General features: G+C 50.4%; 20 protein-coding genes. 8 read left to right on the forward strand and 12 right to left on the reverse strand.

All coding sequences use genetic code 11. From position 1 onward, the window contains the following. Positions 1-37 precede the first annotated feature (37 nt). Together frc and C4F37_RS16130 are read right to left on the reverse strand one after the other, a co-directional pair. Positions 38-1,288 carry a formyl-CoA transferase gene (gene frc / locus C4F37_RS16125; RefSeq protein ID WP_000106759.1) on the reverse strand — a complete coding sequence of 417 codons (1,251 nt, stop codon included), beginning with the start codon at positions 1,286-1,288 and terminating at the stop codon, positions 38-40. A 511-nt stretch (positions 1,289-1,799) separates the two neighbouring features. Then, the gene (locus tag C4F37_RS16130) at positions 1,800-2,432 is read right to left on the reverse strand and encodes a YfdX family protein (protein WP_000825598.1); all 633 of its coding nucleotides are present in this window, start codon (positions 2,430-2,432) and stop codon (positions 1,800-1,802) included. Positions 2,433-2,726: 294 nt separating this feature from the next. Here C4F37_RS16130 and ypdI point away from each other — a divergent pair, with 294 nt between their 5' ends. Beyond that, complete coding sequence (gene ypdI / locus C4F37_RS16135) at positions 2,727-3,002, forward strand: colanic acid biosynthesis lipoprotein YpdI (protein ID WP_000867655.1); 276 nt, start codon at positions 2,727-2,729, stop codon at positions 3,000-3,002. Between the two features lie 76 nt (positions 3,003-3,078). Here ypdI and C4F37_RS16140 read toward each other — a convergent pair whose 3' ends face one another. Continuing rightward, complete coding sequence (locus C4F37_RS16140) at positions 3,079-3,321, reverse strand: YfdY family protein (RefSeq protein WP_000639875.1); 243 nt, start codon at positions 3,319-3,321, stop codon at positions 3,079-3,081. A 352-nt stretch (positions 3,322-3,673) separates the two neighbouring features. Between C4F37_RS16140 and lpxP the strand changes: the two genes are divergently transcribed. Beyond that, positions 3,674-4,594, forward strand: a complete 921-nt coding sequence (gene lpxP, locus C4F37_RS16150) for a kdo(2)-lipid IV(A) palmitoleoyltransferase (RefSeq protein ID WP_000484022.1) — start codon at positions 3,674-3,676, stop codon at positions 4,592-4,594. Between the two features lie 355 nt (positions 4,595-4,949). Beyond that, entirely contained in the window at positions 4,950-5,021 is a 72-nt protein-coding gene (gene ypdK, locus C4F37_RS16155; protein WP_010723117.1) for a membrane protein YpdK, read from the forward strand. A gap of 63 nt (positions 5,022-5,084) precedes the next feature. On the opposite strand, the gene alaC is transcribed toward ypdK, so the two are convergent. Beyond that, the gene (alaC, locus tag C4F37_RS16160; RefSeq protein WP_001774012.1) at positions 5,085-6,323 is read right to left on the reverse strand and encodes an alanine transaminase; all 1,239 of its coding nucleotides are present in this window, start codon (positions 6,321-6,323) and stop codon (positions 5,085-5,087) included. A gap of 376 nt (positions 6,324-6,699) precedes the next feature. On the opposite strand from alaC, the gene ypdA reads away from it, so the two are divergent. The 3 genes from ypdA to C4F37_RS16175 are packed head-to-tail and all read left to right on the forward strand — an operon-like array spanning position 6,700 to position 10,016. Beyond that, complete coding sequence (gene ypdA, locus C4F37_RS16165) at positions 6,700-8,397, forward strand: two-component system sensor histidine kinase YpdA (protein WP_000544377.1); 1,698 nt, start codon at positions 6,700-6,702, stop codon at positions 8,395-8,397. A 14-nt stretch (positions 8,398-8,411) separates the two neighbouring features. Continuing rightward, the gene (gene ypdB, locus C4F37_RS16170; RefSeq protein ID WP_001295458.1) at positions 8,412-9,146 is read left to right on the forward strand and encodes a two-component system response regulator YpdB; all 735 of its coding nucleotides are present in this window, start codon (positions 8,412-8,414) and stop codon (positions 9,144-9,146) included. Positions 9,147-9,158: 12 nt separating this feature from the next. After that, entirely contained in the window at positions 9,159-10,016 is an 858-nt protein-coding gene (locus tag C4F37_RS16175) for an AraC family transcriptional regulator (RefSeq protein WP_001539274.1), read from the forward strand. Between the two features lie 2 nt (positions 10,017-10,018). Here the strand turns inward: C4F37_RS16175 and ptsP are convergent, their stop codons facing one another. The 6 genes from ptsP to glk all read right to left on the reverse strand — a co-directional run bounded on the left by ptsP (position 10,019) and on the right by glk (position 17,455). Next, a complete protein-coding gene (gene ptsP, locus C4F37_RS16180) occupies positions 10,019-12,514 on the reverse strand; it encodes a phosphoenolpyruvate--protein phosphotransferase (protein WP_001539276.1) in 2,496 nt (831 codons plus the stop codon). Between the two features lie 24 nt (positions 12,515-12,538). Continuing rightward, positions 12,539-13,576, reverse strand: a complete 1,038-nt coding sequence (gene ypdE / locus C4F37_RS16185) for an aminopeptidase (protein ID WP_000366071.1) — start codon at positions 13,574-13,576, stop codon at positions 12,539-12,541. Further along, on the reverse strand, positions 13,576-14,661 hold the full coding sequence (gene ypdF / locus C4F37_RS16190; RefSeq protein ID WP_001539277.1) for an aminopeptidase: 1,086 nt from the start codon (positions 14,659-14,661) through the stop codon (positions 13,576-13,578). Before ypdF ends, ypdE begins: the two co-directional genes overlap by 1 nt. 14 nt (positions 14,662-14,675) lie before the next feature. Further along, positions 14,676-15,923 carry a PTS fructose transporter subunit IIC gene (locus C4F37_RS16195; RefSeq protein WP_000985306.1) on the reverse strand — a complete coding sequence of 416 codons (1,248 nt, stop codon included), beginning with the start codon at positions 15,921-15,923 and terminating at the stop codon, positions 14,676-14,678. 21 nt (positions 15,924-15,944) lie between these two features. Then, positions 15,945-16,271 carry a PTS fructose transporter subunit IIB gene (locus tag C4F37_RS16200; RefSeq protein WP_000038456.1) on the reverse strand — a complete coding sequence of 109 codons (327 nt, stop codon included), beginning with the start codon at positions 16,269-16,271 and terminating at the stop codon, positions 15,945-15,947. A gap of 218 nt (positions 16,272-16,489) precedes the next feature. Continuing rightward, entirely contained in the window at positions 16,490-17,455 is a 966-nt protein-coding gene (gene glk / locus C4F37_RS16205; RefSeq protein WP_000170355.1) for a glucokinase, read from the reverse strand. Positions 17,456-17,658: 203 nt separating this feature from the next. On the opposite strand from glk, the gene C4F37_RS16210 reads away from it, so the two are divergent. Continuing rightward, positions 17,659-18,915 carry an ion channel protein gene (locus C4F37_RS16210; RefSeq protein WP_001557106.1) on the forward strand — a complete coding sequence of 419 codons (1,257 nt, stop codon included), beginning with the start codon at positions 17,659-17,661 and terminating at the stop codon, positions 18,913-18,915. 114 nt (positions 18,916-19,029) lie between these two features. Continuing rightward, positions 19,030-19,356 (forward strand): DUF2502 domain-containing protein YpeC, encoded by a 327-nt coding sequence (gene ypeC, locus C4F37_RS16215; protein ID WP_000490072.1) that lies wholly within the window; start codon positions 19,030-19,032, stop codon positions 19,354-19,356. Between the two features lie 140 nt (positions 19,357-19,496). Here ypeC and C4F37_RS16220 read toward each other — a convergent pair whose 3' ends face one another. Together C4F37_RS16220 and C4F37_RS28420 are read right to left on the reverse strand one after the other, a co-directional pair. Beyond that, positions 19,497-20,735 carry an Nramp family divalent metal transporter gene (locus tag C4F37_RS16220; RefSeq protein WP_000186369.1) on the reverse strand — a complete coding sequence of 413 codons (1,239 nt, stop codon included), beginning with the start codon at positions 20,733-20,735 and terminating at the stop codon, positions 19,497-19,499. After that, complete coding sequence (locus C4F37_RS28420) at positions 20,716-20,772, reverse strand: hypothetical protein (RefSeq protein ID WP_418134935.1); 57 nt, start codon at positions 20,770-20,772, stop codon at positions 20,716-20,718. Before C4F37_RS28420 ends, C4F37_RS16220 begins: the two co-directional genes overlap by 20 nt. Positions 20,773-21,065: the final 293 nt, after the last annotated feature.

Consider the following 21,065-nt stretch of genomic DNA (forward strand, 5'->3'; position numbering starts at 1 on the left):
ATTTTTATAAATTGGGAGCCAGAAGCCCCCGTTAATATCAGATGGCGTGGTTTTGCTTCATTGCAGCAATTTCATCGTCGCTATAACCCAGCTCCTGCAATACAGCAGCGGTATGTTCACCTAATAGCGGCGCAGCTTTAATATCCGGCGTAAAGGCAGAGAATTTCATTGGACAACCAACTGTCAGATATTTTCCACGCAACGGTTGTTCCACTTCGACAACACTGCCACTTTGGCGCAAAGAGGGATCAAGTGAAATTTCTTTCATACTTAAAACCGGTGCACAAGGAATATCAAACTGAGTCAAATAGGCCACCGCTTCATGTTTATCAATAGTGACAGTGTATTTTTCGATTTCAGCAAAAATATCGAAAATATGTGGCTGTCGGGCATGGGCTGTACTGTATGCCGGATCGGTAATCCATTCTGGTTTGCCGATGGCTTTACAGGTGTTTTCCCAGTTTTGCTCCTGAATAGTGAAATAAATATAGGCGTTAGGATCGGTTTCCCAGCCTTTACATTTCAGGATCCAGCCAGGCTGACCGCCACCACCCGCATTACCACCGCGGGGAACTGCATCACCAAATGTGCCATTCGGATACTGCGGGTATTCTTCCAGATACCCCAACTTATCGAGACGCTGCTGGTCGCGTAATTTCACGCGGCAAAGGTTCAACACGGCATCCTGCATTGACATGGTGACTCGTTGCCCACGCCCCGTTTTTTCGCGATGCAGCAAAGCAGCAAGTAAACCGATCAGCAAATGCATTCCTGTGTTGCTGTCACCCAACGCTGCAGCGCTTACCAGCGGCGGACCGTCCCAAAAACCTGTAGTAGATGCCGCGCCACCCGCTGCCTGAGCAACGTTTTCATAGGCTTTTACATTCACATAAGGCGAACACTCATCAAACCCTTTGATCGAACCAAAAATCAGACGTGGATTGATTTCTTGAATATGCTCCCAGGTGAAGCCCATATGATCAATGGCCCCTGGATGAAAGTTCTCGACTAAGATATCAGCTTCGCGGATCAGCTTTTCCATTACCTCTTTGCCTTCCGCTGTTTTGGTATTTAATTCAATAGAACGTTTGTTACTGTTAAGCATGGTGAAGTAAAGCGCATCGATATCAGGAATATCTCGCAGCTGGTGGCGCGTTACGTCACCAACGCCGGGACGTTCAATTTTAATGACGTCAGCGCCAAACCAGGCCAGCATTTGAGTACAAGATGGGCCAGATTGCACACCGGTGAAATCGAGAACTTTAATTCCTTGAAGTGGAGTTGACATAGCAATACCTATTAGTTAATTAAATATGTGTTAATTTAGCGTTTATTTAAGGCATAACGCCTCTATAAATAATCTGCAAAATATCGTCGTAGCTGCACTCGATATTTTTAAATTCCTGTATCAAGTGCTGAAAATCATTTCATCGCTACTTCCAATTCCTTTCTGCATGGTAAGTAGTGAGGACGAAAAGAAGAATATAATAAATATTGGTTCGCGGTAATCAGAGAGAGCCGCGACATTTGTGATGTTATTCTTACAACTGTAAGAAGTGTCAGTGATGTACAAGTAAGGGTATGATTACACTATTTAAAGCGTACCATAAAATATAACATAATAAATGATTTGTGATAATATGGGATTATTGCGGTTTACTTTGAGGAAGATAAAATGCGAGTTTATAGAACCGCGAGCGCCAAATAATTTTATGACCACAACCTGTCGTATTGTGGTCATAAAAAATTGTCGACTGGAGGGAGTTAAATCCTTTACCTCAATATATTGCCTGTCAGGTTTAGTTCACAAACAGTGCTTCGCTATCAACGATGATTCCATCTTCCGCACCTTTAAGCGCCAGGTTTGCCTCGTAGTATTGCTTTTTATCAAGCAGTTTCTGCGCATCAGCAAGTGCATTACGAGTCTGTTTAAGCGGCATCAAATATTGGTTTTCCATTACACCAACACCGGCCAGGCGAAGCTCTTCCATTGCACCCTTTTTATCCCCTTTCGCCATTTTTTCGTTGGCAATTTTTATCGCGGCTTCTTTTTCGGGTGTCGCTACATAACTCTCAGAAATTCCGACAGATGCATTAATGACAATATATTGGTCATCATTGACGTTGGTCTTTTTACCTGGTTTAGCGAACTTTGCCCATTCGGTACTATCATCTGACAGCAAAGCGGAAGCTTCATTGGTCAGTTCTTTTGCCTTTTCCGGATCGCCATGAAACAGAGCCAGGCGCGCTACCTGCACGTCACGCATCGCATATAAACCTTGTTCAGAGATACGCTCTGCTGCTGCCGTTTTCTGGGTTTGCTTAACTTGCTGAGTTTGCTGTTGTGCCGCTACCGGTGCATTATCAGCAGCCCATACAGTTGAAGATGCCAGAATTGCTGTGACCATCGTAGCCATAATTAAACGTTTCATACTTACCTCATTCTTTAACAGTTTTAGAAAACGCCGCCATCATATTGGGTGAGAATGAAATGAGAAATCAGAGAGCAACGGACATTTTGAAAGGGTTATCTTACAACTGTAGTTATTATCGCAAAGCCGCTTTTAGTCTTACAGTTGTAGGAATCTGCTTCCTGTCGCAGAGAACTATTCTTATATACCACAAAGATATGTCATTTATTATATCGATGTAAATACTGATTAATTAAATATAAATACAGCTATAACATCGTAGGTTTTCAGTGAACCATTTTCAGGATATTTTCTATGAAAGTAAACTTAATGCTTTTTAGCTTATTTTTATTTGTCTCTATTATGGCATGCAATGTTTTTGCATTTTCTATTTCTGGTGGTGGTAGTGAGGCGAGCTATAAAGAGACAGAAAAAACGTCAGTGATGACGACAACGCATTCTACAAAACTTCAGCCATCACAGGCGATTTTGTTTAAGATGAGAGAAGATGCACCACCATTAAACCTCACAGAAGACATCACGTCTACTTATCCGACAAAGGCGAATTATCTCATTCATCCTTTGCGATAGCGTCTGTCACCTGGCAGGTGAACAATCATGTCTGATGCTGATGTGAACACCTGCCCAAATGAGCCATCCTGACCCACTATCGCCTGCCATACCCCACCATAAAGCGAATCATCAAGCCACAAGCCGGGGCAAGAAACATAAATATCCCCGTCACCAGTTCATTACCGCCAGTTAACCACATGGTGAAGTAATAAATGAGTGCAGCGAGGATCACCATGCCGAAGAAAGAAGAGATCGCCGATACCATGTTCAGTACCTGACCGATGTATCCGCTTACGCAGACAATACACAGGGCGAGAAACATCCATAAATAAATCATAGCTCAACCTCCTGCCGCGCTAAAAAACCTGTAACTTCAGTCACTTTAATAGTAAGACAATCCTTAACCTCTGGCAATTTTTGCTAAGCATCAATCAAAACAGCATGTTAAATGCAAGACTGTTACGTACGGAAAAATATTTACTTTGCACGATTAATAATCAGTAGCTGAAAGCAGTCAGCGAGTGATAAAGTACAGATACCGCATTCATGCTCCTCGTGGTTATGTCCTGACTAGTCTTTACACTCTTTACAGGAACCATTGTCGTACATGATGGCCTAATCAATTGAGTGTACCGCTGTCGACATGGAATCTTCTGCGATACAACAATTCGTATCTACAGAAGGTAACTATGTTTCCAAAATGCAAATTTTCCCGCGAGTTTCTGCATCCTCGCTACTGGCTCACGTGGTTTGGGCTTGGTGTACTCTGGCTTTGGGTACAGCTTCCTTATCCTGTTCTCTGCTTTCTCGGCACGCGTATCGGCACAATGGCGCGACCATTCCTGAAACGTCGTGAATCTATCGCCCGTAAAAACCTGGAACTTTGTTTCCCGCAGCATTCTGCGAAAGAGCGCGAGAAGATGATTGCCGAAAACTTTCGTTCACTCGGCATGGCGCTGGTAGAAACCGGCATGGCGTGGTTCTGGCCCGACAGTCGCGTACGTAAATGGTTTGATGTGGAAGGGCTGGATAACCTTAAACGCGCACAAATGCAAAATCGCGGCGTAATGGTTGTCGGCGTCCATTTTATGTCGCTGGAACTGGGCGGTCGGGTAATGGGACTTTGCCAACCAATGATGGCCACCTATCGCCCGCATAATAATCAGCTGATGGAATGGGTGCAGACCCGTGGTCGCATGCGCTCTAACAAAGCGATGATCGGCAGAAATAATCTGCGCGGCATTGTCAGTGCACTGAAGAAAGGTGAAGCGGTATGGTTTGCTCCCGATCAGGATTATGGTCGTAAAGGCAGCTCCTTCGCGCCGTTCTTTGCGGTGGAAAATGTCGCCACAACCAATGGCACCTATGTCCTCTCTCGTCTCTCTGGCGCAGCCATGTTGACCGTAACGATGGTAAGAAAAGCGGATTACAGCGGATATCGTTTGTACATCACCCCAGAGATGGAAGGCTACCCGACAGATGAAAATCAAGCCGCTGCCTATATGAACAAGATTATCGAGAAAGAGATCATGCGCGCACCGGAGCAGTACCTCTGGATCCACCGTCGCTTTAAAACGCGCCCGGTGGGTGAATCGTCGTTATACATTTAACAAACGGCGCTCACTCTTTCCCTCCTCAAATCAGCCATAATAACCTCATGGTTTTTATGGCTTTTTTCTTAAGGTTTTTTCCTTCGCTGAATATCTAATTATTACCGTCAGAAATTAAACTGTCGCCGATATGAGACACCTGTAAGTTACTAAAAGTAAATAAGAAAATGCCTCTTGTCTCGTTTCAGTTTTAGGCGTACATTAGCGCCGTCTCGAGCAGTTTAGCTCAGAATTCTGGGATGATGCCCACGGTAAAATACAGGACTTTTAAGGTCGTTTTGCCCGGTGTCAACTCACTGTATCAGGTGTAATGAAGTCATTCAGGCGTAACAGTAATTACGCGGAGAGATGTAAAGTGAAATATTTCTTTATGGGCATTTCTTTTATGGTCATCGTTTGGGCCGGTACTTTTGCCCTGATGATCTAAAAGCAAACTGTGCAATGAAAAACAGGAGCCATCAGGCTCCTGTTTGCATTTCTGGCGAAGGCGTTATTCCGCGTTTTCGTGAATATGTTTGCTGCTGGCAGGTAGTAAACCGTCGGCACGGAACATCGCTTTAATCCCACGAATCGCCTGACGAATACGGTCGCGGTTTTCAATCAGTGCAAAGCGCACATGCGTGTCGCCGTAGTCGCCAAAGCCAATCCCCGGAGAGACACAGACCTTCGCTTCGTTAAGCAATTTCTTGGCAAATTCCAGCGAGCCCATGGCAGCATACGGTTCCGGGATTTTCGCCCAGACATACATCGAAGCCTTCGGCATTTCGACCATCCAGCCCGCTTCATGCAGCCCTTTCACCAGCACATCACGGCGGCGTTTGTACTGTTCGGCAATATCACGCACGCACTGTTGATCGCCCTCCAGCGCCGCAATAGCCGCCACCTGCAACGGCGTAAAGGTGCCGTAATCGTGATAGCTTTTAATACGTGCCAACGCGCTGACCAGCGTTTTGTTACCGACCATAAAGCCGATACGCCAGCCCGCCATGTTGTAGCTTTTCGACAGCGTAAAGAACTCGACCGCCACGTCGCGTGCACCTGGCACCTGCATGATTGACGGCGCTTTCCAGCCATCGTAGACGATATCGGCATAGGCCAGGTCGTGGACCACCAGCACATCGTAGCGTTTAGCCAGCGCCACAACCTTCTCAAAGAATTCCAGTTCCACGCATTGCGCGGTTGGGTTTGACGGGAAGCCGAGGATCATCATCTTCGGTTTCGGATAACTTTCACGAATGGCGCGCTCCAGTTCATTGAAGAAGTCGACACATTCCACCAGCGGCACTGAGCGTACCTGCGCCCCGGCAATCACCGCGCCGTAAATATGAATGGGGTAGCTTGGATTCGGCACCAGCACTGTGTCACCATGATCCAGCGTCGCCAGCATCAGATGCGCCAGGCCCTCTTTCGAACCAATAGTGACGATGGCTTCTGATTCTGGGTCGATTTCAACGTCGTAGCGATCCTGATACCAGCGGGAAATGGCGCGACGTAACCGCGGAATGCCGCGTGACGTGGAGTAACCGTGCGTGTCCGGGCGCTGGGCCACCGTACATAATTTTTCGACGATGTGCGGCGGAGTCGCACCGTCCGGGTTACCCATACTGAAATCGATAATATCTTCGCCGCGCCGACGCGCAGCCATTTTCAGTTCAGCGGTAATGTTAAAAACGTAGGGCGGGAGACGATCAATGCGCGTAAAGCGACGTTCAGGGCGAGTGTCAGCCATAATTTCCTCAGATTAACGTTAGCGCCCGGACCGTCCGAGCGACGCTGCCACGATGGTGGCTGTTTTGAAAATAGCCTGATTAATTTCTGTCTGTCCAGCGTTTTAGAACATTTTTATCAATGGCTTTAAATGAGGAACTCCACTTCAAAAACAGGAAATTTATCTACGCTAACAAGAAAATTACCACTCATTTTATTAACATTATAATTTCAATAAATTTACCAACCAGATGTGCATTATCAAGAGATGCATTGCTAATACACCATTTATCTTTCAATCCCCTTTTAAAATTGTGGTTTTTCCTCAAAAACGGCCTGCTGGTCATCAGCCTTCAGGTTACCTATCATAGAGGTTTAATCCTTATTCAGAGTCACCCGTGCACGAAATATTCAACATGCTGCTGGCGGTCTTCGATCGGGCCGCGTTAATGCTTATCTGCCTGTTTTTTCTCATCCGTATCCGCCTGTTTCGCGAACTGTTGCACAAGTCGGCACACTCACCGAAAGAGCTGCTCGCCGTTACCGCCATTTTCTCGCTGTTCGCCCTGTTCAGCACCTGGTCCGGCGTTCCCGTAGAAGGCTCGCTGGTGAACGTACGTATTATCGCGGTGATGTCAGGCGGAATTCTGTTTGGCCCGTGGGTGGGCATCATTACCGGCGTGATTGCGGGTATTCACCGTTATTTAATTGACATCGGCGGCGTAACGGCGATCCCCTGCTTTATCACCAGCATTCTGGCGGGTTGTATATCGGGCTGGATCAACCTGAAAATCCCCAAAGCACAGCGCTGGCGCGTCGGTATTCTCGGCGGCATGTTGTGTGAAACGTTGACCATGATTCTGGTGATTGTCTGGGCACCAACTACCGCATTGGGGATCGATATCGTCTCTAAAATCGGGATTCCAATGATCCTCGGCAGCGTCTGTATCGGCTTTATTGTGTTGCTGGTACAAAGTGTTGAGGGAGAAAAAGAGGCCAGCGCCGCGCGGCAGGCCAAGCTGGCGCTGGATATCGCCAACAAAACGCTGCCGCTGTTTCGCCATGTCAATAGCGAGTCATTACGCAAAGTCTGCGAAATTATCCGCGATGACATTCACGCCGATGCGGTGGCGATGACTAATACCGATCATGTGCTGGCCTACGTTGGCGTGGGTGAACATAACTATCAGAATGGCGATGACTTCATTAGCCCGACTACCCGCCAGGCGATGAATTATGGAAAAATCATCATTAAAAACAATGATGAAGCCCACCGCACACCAGAGATTCATTCCATGCTGGTGATCCCATTGTGGGAGAAAGGCGTTGTGACCGGAACGCTGAAAATTTACTACTGCCACGCGCATCAGATAACCTCGTCATTACAGGAAATGGCGGTCGGTCTGTCACAAATCATCTCCACGCAACTGGAGGTGTCACGCGCCGAGCAGCTGCGTGAAATGGCAAATAAGGCAGAGCTTCGCGCCCTGCAAAGCAAAATTAATCCCCATTTCCTGTTTAACGCTTTGAACGCTATTTCATCGTCAATCCGCCTGAATCCGGATACTGCTCGCCAGCTGATCTTTAATCTGTCGCGTTATCTGCGCTATAACATTGAATTAAAAGATGATGAGCAAATCGATATCAAAAAAGAGCTGTATCAAATTAAAGACTATATTGCCATTGAGCAGGCCCGCTTTGGCGACAAGCTGACGGTTATCTATGATATTGATGAAGAGGTGAATTGCTGCATTCCCAGCCTGCTGATCCAGCCGTTGGTGGAAAACGCCATTGTCCACGGTATCCAGCCTTGCAAAGGTAAAGGCGTTGTCACCATCAGCGTTGCAGAGTGCGGTAATCGGGTACGTATTGCGGTGCGAGATACCGGGCACGGCATCGATCCAAAGGTGATTGAGCGGGTCGAAGCGAACGAAATGCCGGGCAATAAAATTGGCCTGCTGAATGTCCATCATCGCGTGAAGTTATTGTATGGCGAGGGGCTGCATATCCGCCGCCTGGAACCAGGAACGGAAATTGCGTTTTACATTCCTAACCAACGCACCCCAGTCGCCTCACAGGCTACGTTATTGCTTTGAGCCGGAGTGATATTGTGAAAGTCATCATTGTTGAAGACGAATTCCTGGCACAACAGGAACTGAGCTGGCTAATTAAAGAGCACAGCCAGATGGAGATTGTCGGCACCTTTGACGACGGTCTGGACGTGTTGAAGTTTTTGCAGCATAACCGCGTCGACGCCATTTTTCTGGATATCAATATTCCGTCGCTGGATGGTGTGTTGCTGGCACAAAACATCAGCCAGTTCGCCCATAAACCGTTTATTGTGTTCATCACCGCGTGGAAAGAACATGCGGTAGAAGCGTTTGAACTGGAAGCGTTTGACTACATTCTCAAACCGTATCAGGAGTCACGCATTACCGGGATGCTGCAAAAACTGGAAGCGGCCTGGCAACAACAGCAGACCAGCAGTACGCCTGCCGCGACGGTAACGCGTGAGAATGACACCATTAATCTGGTGAAAGATGAGCGAATCATCGTCACGCCCATTAACGATATCTATTACGCCGAAGCGCATGAGAAAATGACCTTTGTCTATACGCGGCGTGAATCCTACGTAATGCCGATGAACATTACCGAGTTTTGCAGCAAGCTGCCGCCGTCGCATTTTTTCCGCTGCCATCGCTCATTTTGTGTCAATCTGAACAAAATCCGCGAGATCGAACCGTGGTTTAATAACACCTATATTCTGCGGCTGAAAGATCTGGATTTTGAAGTGCCGGTCAGCCGCAGCAAAGTTAAAGAATTCCGCCAGTTAATGCATCTTTAATCGGGAACTTTCATGAAAGCACCAGGCTTGCCCGCCGATCAACAATTTTTCGCCGATCTGTTCAGCGGCCTGGTGCTTAACCCGCAACTACTGGGGCGCGTCTGGTTTGCCAGCCAGCCTACCTCATTGCCAGTGGGCAGTTTATGTATTGATTTTCCCCGTCTGGATATCGTGCTACGCGGCGAATACGGCAATCTGCTGGAAGCAAAGCAGCAACGTATGGTGGAAGGAGAAATGCTGTTTATTCCGGCACGCGCGGCTAATTTACCGGTCAACAACAAACCGGTGATGCTGTTAAGCCTGGTGTTCGCACCGACCTGGCTTGGCTTATCATTTTACGATAGCCGCACCACGTCGTTGTTACATCCTGCTCGCCAGATCCAACTTCCCAGCCTGCAACGCGGCGAAGGTGAAGCGATGCTTACCGCCCTCACCCATCTTAGCCGTTCGCCGCTGGAGCAGAATATCATTCAGCCACTGGTGTTAAGTTTGCTGCATCTTTGCCGTAACGTGGTGAATATGCCGCCGGGCAATTCGCAGCCGCGCGGCGATTTTCTCTATCACAGCATTTGTAACTGGGTTCAGGATAATTATGCCCAGCCGCTCACCCGCGAGAGCGTGGCGCAGTTTTTTAATATCACGCCCAATCATCTGTCAAAACTGTTTGCTCAGCATGGAACAATGCGTTTTATCGAGTATGTTCGCTGGGTACGAATGGCAAAAGCGAGGATGATTTTGCAAAAATATCATCTGTCGATTCATGAAGTGGCGCAGCGTTGCGGGTTTCCGGATAGCGACTATTTTTGTCGCGTTTTCCGGCGTCAGTTTGGTCTGACGCCGGGAGAGTATAGCGCACGTTTTCAGGGCTAACGTCAGAAGGTTAATTCCGTTTCCAGCAGCGTCAGAATACTTTGTGCATCTTGCGCGGCAAACAGCGACTGGCGGAAGTTTTTATTCACCAGTTTACGCGCCAGCTGCGAGAAGACTTTCACATGATTCATCCCTTCGTTAGCGCCCAGCGTCAGCATGATCACCAGTTCGACTTCGCCCATTTCTGACTGCCAGTCAACCGGTTTCACCAACCGGGCAATGCTGATACTGGAATGACGGATCCACTGTGATTTGGTGTGCGGGATCGCCACGCCAAAACCAACGCCAGTAGTAACAATCTCTTCCCGCTGCCAGACATCTTCTTCCAGCTCGAACGGATGTTCAGTACGCCCGTTAACACCGAGGTTACCGCACAGGAACTGGATCGCCTGCTCTTTATTACTAAAGGACTGATCAACAAAGATATTCTCTAGTGCCAGCAGTGGGCGAACGTCTTCTTCCGGCGCAAACGCGGTAAGTAACGCTTCAATTTCCTGCGCGCTGCGGCACTCGCACGCCTGACGCGCCAGTTCCCGACACGCCTCGCTATCCAGTTGACGAAGCTGGCTTTTCACTGCCGGAATACGCGGGCTACTCATGCTTAGCTCATCCAGGCCCAGCCCTAGCAGTAGCGGCAGATAACGACTTTCACCGCCCAGTTCACCGCAAATACCTACCCATTTGCCGCGCTGATGCGCAGCGGTAACAATCTGCTGCAACATGCGCAGGAACGATGGCGTAATCGGGTTATACAGCGGCGATACGCGCGGGTTATTACGATCGACTGCATACAGATACTGGGTCATATCGTTAGAACCGATACTGAAGAAATCGACCTCATCGCAGAAGTGGTCGATGATGTAGCACACCGACGGCACTTCCACCATGATACCCAGCGTAATCGTCTCTGCATGACGCAGGCCATCGCGCTTAAGCTCAACGATCGCTTTTTGGAGCTCACCCTTCACCCATAAGATCTGATCGAGACTGTGGACCATTGGGATCATCAACTGGGCGTTGCCGAAACTGGCAGCGCGCAAAATCGCCCGCAATTGAGTACGGAACAGGCCAGCAAATTCCGGGTAAATACGTACCGCGCGATAGCCGAGGAACGGGTTCTCTTCCTGGGGAATGTTGAGGTAAGGAATGCTTTTATCGCCACCGATGTCCATCGTGCGGAAGATAATCGGCTTGTCGCCCGCCGCCAGTAGCACCTGCTGGTACGCTTCAAACTGTTCCTGCTCGTCCGGCGCGCTGTCGCGATCCATATAGAGCATTTCGGTACGAAACAGCCCAACGCCTTCCGCGCCGTTAGCAAACGCGCCTGGGGCTTCCAGAGCGGTGCCAATATTCGCCGCAATATCAATACGTTTGTTATCACGGGAATAGGCCAGCTGCGCGGCAGCTTGCGCCTGTTGTTTTTGGCGTTTATCCGCCAGCGTCTGCGCCACCTGGTAATAACCGCTCACCGCATCGTTGGGATTAATTGCCAGTACGCCGCACTGGGCATCAAGCACTGCAGGTTGCCCGGCATAACGGGCAATCGCATCCAGCGGCAGGCCGCTCAGTACCGGGATCGCCGAAGCGCGGGCCAGAATCAGGGTATGCGAGGTGCGCCCGGTTTTCTCCAGAATCATGCCCGCAAGATTTTTTAAATCGAGGCTCAAAAACTGGCTTGGGGTTAAATCTTCAGCCACCAGAATGGTCGGTTTTTCAAGCACCAGATTATTGCGCGGTTTTAGTTCCGGCCAGGTGATATGCAGCAACTGTTCGCTGATATCGCGAATGTCGCTGACCCGCTCGCGCAGATAATCGCTGGCAGAAGCAGAAAGTTTGGCACAAATCTGCTCCATATTGCTGATGATCGCCGCCCCCAGCCCCTGATGCTGTTCTGCCATCAGGTGACGGATATTGCCTGCAAATTCATCATCCTGAATCAGCGACAAATGGGCGCTGAGGATAGTTTTGCTTTCGCCGTCACGCTCACGCAATTGCTGGTTCAGTTGCTCGGCAAGCGTTGCCAGACTGTGCTCCAGTAGGGTGGAATCTTGCGCACTCGCAGGGATCACCCGATAACTGTCGAGGCTGTCGCTCTGTAACAGGGTCAGTGTACCCACGCCAACGCCGCTTGCCAGCACGTTGCCGTACAGTAAATCCGGGTTCAGGCGGCTTAATGAACGCGGCAGCGGATGCGCCGTCAGTTCTGCCAGCGTCGGCTGGACGCTATCGCTGTCGATAAAGCGCACCTGGATATACTCTTCCAGCACTCGCCGCGCCTGCTCTTCATCGCTACCGCTAATGTTCAGGCTGCAACTGTCATTAAATAAAGTGCCAGTGCCAATCAGCGCCAGCGAGCTTTTCGCATCGGCCTTTGCGTTCTGGCGATGGTTAATAAAAGTGATTTCGCTTTGCCACTGGCTGCACTGCTCTTTAAGTTCCCACGCCGGACGAGCATGTAGACCGTTAGGCAAAGGACAGAGAAATTGAATCGTTAACATAACCGCTCCGGGTTAATCAGGAGATCATCTAAAATCCGTCAGTTGAACAACCGTCTCACGCGTAAGACGTTGAATAAGGGCAGATAAAAGTTGCTCCATCTGCAAAATGTCACGGCAGTCGGCAATCGATGCGGCGCAATGTCCGTGGCGGGTTGCAGGCCCCATCACCACTGTGGGTACGCCAGTGCCGGTTAAATGCACCGCCCCGCCGTCCGTTCCGCCGTTGCTGAACATATCTGACTGCAACGGTACGCCAATTTCTGCCGCCACGGTTTCGATCCACGCGGTAAGTTTTGGCGGCGCAATCAGCGACTTGTCGCTTAACACCAGCATCGGGCCGTTACCAATCTGGCGATGGTTAGCCGCGCCATAATCAAAGTTTTTCGCCCAGCAGGCGGTATCAAGCACAATGGCGACATCCGGCGACACCGCGCGGGTGGCAGTTTGCCCGCCGCGTAAGCCAACCTCTTCGCTGGAACTTGCCACCAGCCACACTTCCGCAGGCAGCTCGGCGTCGTGCAGCTCACGCAGTAACGTCACCAGCAGATAGCAACCGAGGCGGTCATCAAAGGCTTTCCCCATCACCCGCTGGTGAGGGAGAACCTGAAAAGTGGTATCGAAGGTGACGCGATCGCCTGGACGAATTCCTGCCTGCATCACTTCGTCACAGGAGCGCGCGCCAATGTCCACGCGCATGGCGCTGACGTCATTCCCCTGCCGGTCGCCGTCAAGCAGGCCTGGAATTTTGCACTCTTCACGGGTAGTGATACGCACCGACTGAAGCTGGCGGGCAGCCATGCGTACATTGCCAACCGGCAACACATCGATCGCCCCTTCGCGGGAGATGCTGCGCACCATAAATCCCACTTCGTCCATATGCGCACAGATCATCACCTTCGGACCTGTCGACTCATTGAGTCGGATCAGCACCGATCCCAGCCCATCAAATCGCACTTCTTTTTGCAGGCGATCCGCTTCTTCCCGCAGGATCTGCCGTACTTCCTGTTCTGAGGAGGCGATCGCATCTGCCTCGCTCAACGCTTTTAAGAGCGATAAATCCATTATGCCTCTCCCGTGAGCAACACTGTTTTCGGCATGGCGTAGAGCACTTCTGCGCCTTGCGGGGTGACCAGCACGACATCTTCAATGCGCACGCCCCCTTGTCCTGGCAAATAAATCCCTGGCTCCACGGTCAGTAACATACCTGGCTGTAGCGTCGTAGTGTCCCGCGGTGAAAAACGCGGTTCTTCATGGACTTCAATACCGATAGCATGACCGGTGTTATGGCCGAAAAACTTGCCATAACCGGCCTCGGTAATCACGCGGCGCGCGGCATCGTCAACCTGCTGGCAGCGCACGCCGGGGCGAATTACAGAGATTGCCGCGAGCTGTGCCTGCAGGACAATCTGATAGACGTTAAACAGCGGGTGAGATTCGGCGCTCACCCCTTCGCCATTCACCAGCAAGGTGCGCGTCATATCAGAGCAGTAGCCCTGATACAGCGCACCGAAATCGAGAGTGACAAACTCGCCCGCTGCAACAATCTTGTCGCTGGCTTTACCGTGCGGCAGCGCCCCACGCCAGCCACTGGCGACAATGGTATCGAAAGAGGCTTTTTCTGCGCCCTGCCGGCGCATAAACCACTCCAGTTCAGCGGCTATCTCGCATTCGCTCATCCCCGCCTGAATAAAGCGGCGAATATGCTCTGCGCCACGATCGGCAATCCCGCAGGCAAGGCGGATTTTCTCCACCTCTTCTGGCGTTTTGATTTGCCGCAGCACATCCGGCGTGGCGCTCACCAGTTTCGCATTGAGTTCGAACTGCCAGCGGTGCGCGGTTTCCCAACTCACCTGCTGGCCTTCAAAACCGAGCGTTTGCAACTGCTCATCGGCAATGATTTGTCTGACGATGGTGGCAAGCGTGTGCATCGCGTCGAGCAAATGCAGCTGGTAACCTTGCGTGCGGGCTTCTACATCCGCGTAATAGCGCGAATCCACCAGAATGTGCGCACTTTCACGGCTAATCACCACATAACCTGATCCGGTGGAGATCCCCAGATGCGGCTGTTTGTTCTGCCGTGAGGAGAGAAGCACCGCATCCAGTTGTTGCGCCTTAAGCCAGTCGCGCAGCGAAGCGAGTAATGTCATCAGGATTGTCCTTCTTACAGGCTATCGATTAACAATTTGCCTTTACGGAACATCATCAGACGCAGGAACACCACCATCAGCGCAGTTATGACTGCCCCCAGCGCGATCCCCGCCATGTAGACGCCGAGGTTAGTGACCAGCGGCCATGCCCAGATAGCGGACTCCGGAAACCATTGCACTGCGCCCAGCCAGACAGCGGCGGTTGAGCCGACAATCGCGCCGACCATATACGACGGAATGGCGGTGATAGGGCTTTCCAGTGCAAACGGAATCGCACCCTCACTGATCCCCATAAACGCCAGGAACATCGCGGTTTTACCCTGCGGATAAAGCTGGGCGTTGAACAAGCGTTTGCCAGTTAAGCGACGATCGATAATGGTCGCCAGACCCAGACCAATCGGCGGAATAACGATAGCGATAGAACGTGCAGTGACCGGTAATACGTGGTCAGTGGTAAAGCTGAAGGCAACGAAACCTGCCGCTTTGTTGATCGGGCCACCAAGGTCGATTGCTGTCGCCGCGGCGATCCCCATTGCGTACATCAGCGCGCCCTTCTCACCTGCAGCGGTCAGCACGGTACGGATACCGCCGTTGATCCAGCCACCAAAGGGGGTGATGACGTAGTACATCGCCAGCATGACAAAAATGGCGGAAAGAATCGGTAGCAAAAATGTGGTTTTGAACGCTAACAGGAAATCCGGTAACTGGATTTTCTGGTTCATCCACTTCACGAGGTAACCGGCAACGATAGAAATAATCAGCGCACCAATGAAGGTGGACGGCACCGGCGAAGAGGTCGCCCATTGCATCGTGCTGGGATCGAAGTTCAGCAGTTGCGTCGGCTGGGTAGACATCAAGCCGCCGATAAATCCAGCCGGGAACGCCAGTTTGCCACCGATAGAGTTCGCCACAAAAGCAGCAAACATCGGAATGGCAAAACCAAACAACACACCGCCGAAGGACTGCGACAGCCAGGCAAATTTCAGTAAGGAGAGGTCGAAACCGGAGAATTTCCCGCTATTAAGAGCATCCATGATGCCGATATCAGCAGGAATTTTAAGCCAGCTATAAGCAATCAGCTGACTGAAAGCGAGGATCACACCGCCCATAATTAAGGTCGGCACCATGCGTGAAATCCCTGACATCACATGCTGCGGGAGTTCACCCCAGAAGCTGGATTTAGAGGCCTGCGGATTCTTAACTGCCGCTGCCGCACCGGATGCGCCATGCACAACGGTTGCACTGCGTTTTTTAATGGCCATAACAATTATCCCTGTCGAATATTACTGTTGTTCAGAGGCAATCATCTCTTCGATTTCTTTGATGATTCCTGCAGCGTTTTTAATTGCGTCCTGCAAAGTGATTTCATAAACGTCGCGTGATTCGAAACGCTCGTTATCTTCCGGGGTAACTGCCACGGAGTGGATGATGATGGTCGCTTCGGCGATATCCTGCGCCGTCAGGCGATTCTGGATACCGTCCGCGCCCTGGGTTTCAATTTTCACTTCATAACCGGCTTCTACCGCCGCTTCTTCCAGCGCCTGAGCGGCCATAAAAGTGTGAGCCAGGCCCATTGGGCAGGCACATAAGGCAATCAGTTTCTTACTCATCGTTAATTCCTCGTTCAGTGATAGTTGACGAGTGAAATTATGAACGTGCAAAACAAATCGCCGTTACCAGACAAATAATGCATTTACTGGAGAATTAATCCCGCTGTACGGAAGTGTGACGCAGGTCGGCCTTGTGAGGGGACACAAAGAAAAATTTAATTAACTGTATGATTTAAAAGATTATCGGGAGAGTTACCTCCCGATATAACAGGAAGGATTTAGAGAATGTGACCTAAGGTCTGGCGTAAATGTGCACCGGAACCGAGAAGACCCGGATTGTCATGGACGATGAGATATACCGGAATATCATGGACATATTCCTTAAAGCGCCCTTTATCTTCAAATGCGGCGCGGAAACCAGAGGCTTTGAAGAACTCAAGAAAGCGCGGCACGATACCACCCGCAATAAACACGCCGCCAAATGTCCCGAGATTGAGCGCCAGATTGCCGCCAAAACGGCCCATAATGACGCAAAACAGCGACAACGCGCGGCGGCAATCGGTGCAGCTGTCAGCCAGCGCGCGTTCGGTAATATCTTTTGGCTTGAGATTTTCTGGCAGGCGGTTGTCGGCTTTAACAATTGCGCGATACAAATTCACCAGCCCAGGGCCAGAAAGCACGCGTTCCGCCGAAACATGACCAATTTCCGCACGCAATATTTCGAGGATAATGCCCTCTTCTTCACTATTCGGCGCAAAATCAACGTGACCGCCTTCTCCTGGCAAGCTTACCCAACGCTTATCGACATGGACCAGATGCGCAACCCCAAGCCCTGTTCCGGCACCGTAAACCGCAATAGGCTTACCTTCTACCGGTTCTGCGCCACCAAACTGAATCAGATGCTCTTTTTTCAGCATCGGGATCGCCATCGATACAGCAGTAAAATCGTTAATAATTTCCAGATGGCTAAAACCGAGATTCTTTTTCATTTCGGCAATTGAGAACGCCCAGGTATGGTTGGTCATTGCCACCCAGTCACCGGTAATTGGGCAAGCGATGGCAATACAGCCGTCTTTCACCTCGACCTTATGTTCTTCAAGATAAACGCGAATGACCGCTTCGAGGCTGGGGTAATCAAGCCCTGAATAGGTCTTAGCCTGCGAGATTTCACCACTGGCAATATCACACAGAGCAAGACGTGCGTTGGTGCCGCCCACATCACCGACTAATGCATACTTTGTCATTCTTCAACTGCTCCGCTAAAGTCAAAATAATTCTTTCTCACACTGTAAATACCTGGGGGCATAACAACAACGCCGGAAAGGCAGGCTCCCTGTAAATATCGATCTGGGTCACACAATTACTTTATCGTTTCAGCACCAATTGCAGCGATGCCTTTTTGCAAGCTGGGCAAACTAAGTATCTGACCCCGCATAAGGAATAGAACATGCTCCATCCGCGAGCCAGAACCATGTTGTTATTATCGCTCCCCGCCGTGGCAATTGGGATTGCGTCCAGTCTTATTCTGATTATGGTGATGAAAATCGCCTCGGTATTACAGAATTTGCTCTGGCAACGACTACCGGGAACTCTGGGGATAGCCCAGGATTCACCTCTCTGGATCATCGGTGTATTAACGCTAACGGGTATTGCGGTGGGGTTGGTTATCCGTTTCAGCCAGGGTCATGCCGGACCAGATCCCGCCTGTGAACCGCTTATCGGCGCACCGGTTCCGCCCTCTGCGCTACCAGGACTTATCGTAGCATTAATTCTCGGTCTTGCTGGCGGCGTCAGCCTGGGGCCGGAACATCCTATCATAACCGTCAATATCGCCCTTGCCGTCGCCATTGGCGCTCGTCTGTTACCGCGCGTCAACCGAATGGAGTGGACTATTTTAGCCTCTGCCGGAACCATCGGCGCGCTGTTTGGCACACCTGTTGCGGCGGCATTGATATTTTCGCAAACCTTAAATGGCAGTAATGAAGTTCCGCTATGGGATCGTCTCTTTGCGCCGTTAATGGCGGCAGCAGCTGGTGCACTTACTACCGGATTATTTTTCCATCCTCATTTTTCACTGCCCATTGCGCATTACGGACAGATGGAAATGACCGATATTCTCAGCGGTGCAATTGTCGCGGCGATTACCATCGCAGCAGGGATGGTCGCCGTATGGTGCTTACCACGGTTGCACGCGATGATGCATCAAATGAAAAATCCGGTGTTCGTGCTGGGTATTGGCGGATTTATTCTCGGTATTCTGGGGGTTATTGGTGGACCGGTTTCGCTGTTTAAAGGGCTGGATGAGATGCAGCAGATGGTGGCAAATCAGGCTTTCAGCACCAGCGATTACTTTTTGCTGGCGGTGATAAAACTTGCCGCCCTGGTCGTTGCTGCCGCCAGTGGCTTTCGCGGTGGGCGAATCTTCCCGGCAGTGTTTGTCGGCGTGGCATTAGGGTTGATGCTTCATGAGCACGTTCCCGCCGTTCCAGCGGCAATAACCGTTTCCTGCGCTATACTCGGCATCGTGCTGGTGGTAACACGCGATGGCTGGTTAAGTCTTTTTATGGCGGCAGTCGTTGTACCCAATACCACATTGCTACCGCTGCTCTGTATCGTCATGCTCCCGGCATGGCTGTTATTAGCAGGTAAGCCGATGATGATGGTCAACCGTCCGAAGCAACAGCCACCCCACGATAACGTTTAGCAAAAAATGCTCTCCTTTATGATTTAAGAGTTATGGCGATGATACGGCGCTTTACCTCCCCGTAATATTGCGTTAACAGGCCGCTGACGGCTTCGATCGTGAAGGAGAATAACAATGTTCAGGTCACTGTTTCTGGCGGCCGCCCTGATGGCATTTACCCCGCTTGCGGCAAACGCAGGTGAAATCACCCTACTGCCATCAATCAAATTACAAATTGGCGATCGCGATCATTACGGTAATTACTGGGACGGTGGTCACTGGCGCGACCGTGACTACTGGCACCGCAATTATGAATGGCGTAAAAACCGCTGGTGGCGTCATGATAATGGCTACCATCGTGGCTGGGATAAGCGTAAAGCGTATGAGCGTGGCTATCGTGAAGGCTGGCGCGATCGTGACGATCATCGTGGAAAAGGCCGCGGACATGGACACCGCCATTAAACGCATCCGTCAATGGAGCACAATGCCTGATGCGACGCTAGCGCGTCTTATCAGGCCTACAAACCAGCTCTTTAACGCGTAGGGCGGATAAAGCATTTACGCCGCATCCGCCAATGGTGCCAAATGCGACGCTCATTCAACTACAATCCCAGTGCCGTTCCTACCAGTAACCAGATATTCAGCGCCACTACCAGCACCACAATCACCCAGCCTGTCTGTTTTACGCGTTTACTGTTCACCAGATCGCCCATCAACTTGCTGTCACTGGTGAAAATCAACAGTGGAACCAGCGCCAGGGCGATACCAAAACTTAACAGCACCTGACTCATAACCAGAATCCGTGTCGGATCTAATCCCATCAGAATGACGATAAATGACGGCAGCATGGTGACTGTACGACGCACCCACAGCGGGATATGAAAGCGAATGAAGCCCTGCATCACTACCTGCCCCGCCAGCGTCCCCACCACCGTTGAAGACAGTCCGGCAGCAACCAGGCTTAATCCAAAGACCGTTGCCGCAGCATGGCTTAACAGCGGTTGCAGCGTCAGATAAGCCTCATCAAGATCGGCAACACCAGTATGACCAGAAAAGTGGAACGCCGCCGCAGCTGTAGCCATCATCGCCAGATTGACAAAACCGGCAATCGTCATGGCGATAGCCACATCCCATTTGGTGGCGGAATAACGTTGTTGACGCGAACCGCCATGTAAATGCTGAGTGAGCGAAGAGTGCAAATAAATCACATGCGGCATAATCGTCGCCCCTAACACGCCCGCTGCCAGGAAGACCGCCTCCGAAGTAGGTAAACTCGGGATCACCATTCCTTTACCCAGCTGCGCCAGGTTAGGCTGGGAGAAAATCAACTCGACAATGTAAGCCGCGGCAACAAACAACAGTAACCCGCCAATCACTTTCTCCAGCGGTTTTTGCCCGCGACGTTGCAGCATTAAAATAAGGAAAGTCGCGATCCCCGTCAGCACCGCGCCCTGCAACAACGAAACACCAAGAATGAGTTTAAAACCGATCGCCGCACCAATAAATTCCGCCAGGTCGGTTGCCATCGCAATAATTTCTGCCTGAACCCAATAGAACCACACGACGGGACGCGGGTAGTGATCGCGAATCTGCTCCGCCAGATTTTTACCGGTGGCAATCCCCAGTTTGGCCGAGAGGATTTGAATCAGCATCGCCATCAGGTTAGCCCAAACGACAACCCACAATAACTGATAGCCGAAGCTGGCACCCGCCTGAATATTGGTCGCAAAGTTACCGGGATCGATATAACCAATCGCCGCAATGAACGCAGGTCCCATTAATGCGAGCCTCATCTTGCGCGCCGCCCGTCCGCTGCTACTCTCAACGCGATAGTTCGTCATCTTGTGCCTCTAAAACATAGCCTTTGCTATGTTTTATGCTACGTTAAATGAGAATGATTATCAAATTCATTTAAATGGGTTGTGATGATTTCTCTGATAGACCAGGATTATGACTACGAAAAGATAGATGACTCGAATGTTATGGTTATGTTTAATATTAGCACATTTACATAACCTTCCGCTTCCATACACAACATAGCAGAAATGTATGACAGATCACTATTTTTGAAGCTTGTCACAGGACGTCATTATAGTGTGTGTCAGATCTCGTTTTCCTTAACCATGTTACATAGAATGTGCACGGAAATTTAACCTGCCTCATATTTGGAG

The organism is Escherichia sp. R1 (assembly GCF_003000935.1).
Classification (GTDB): Bacteria; Pseudomonadota; Gammaproteobacteria; order Enterobacterales; family Enterobacteriaceae; genus Escherichia; species Escherichia coli.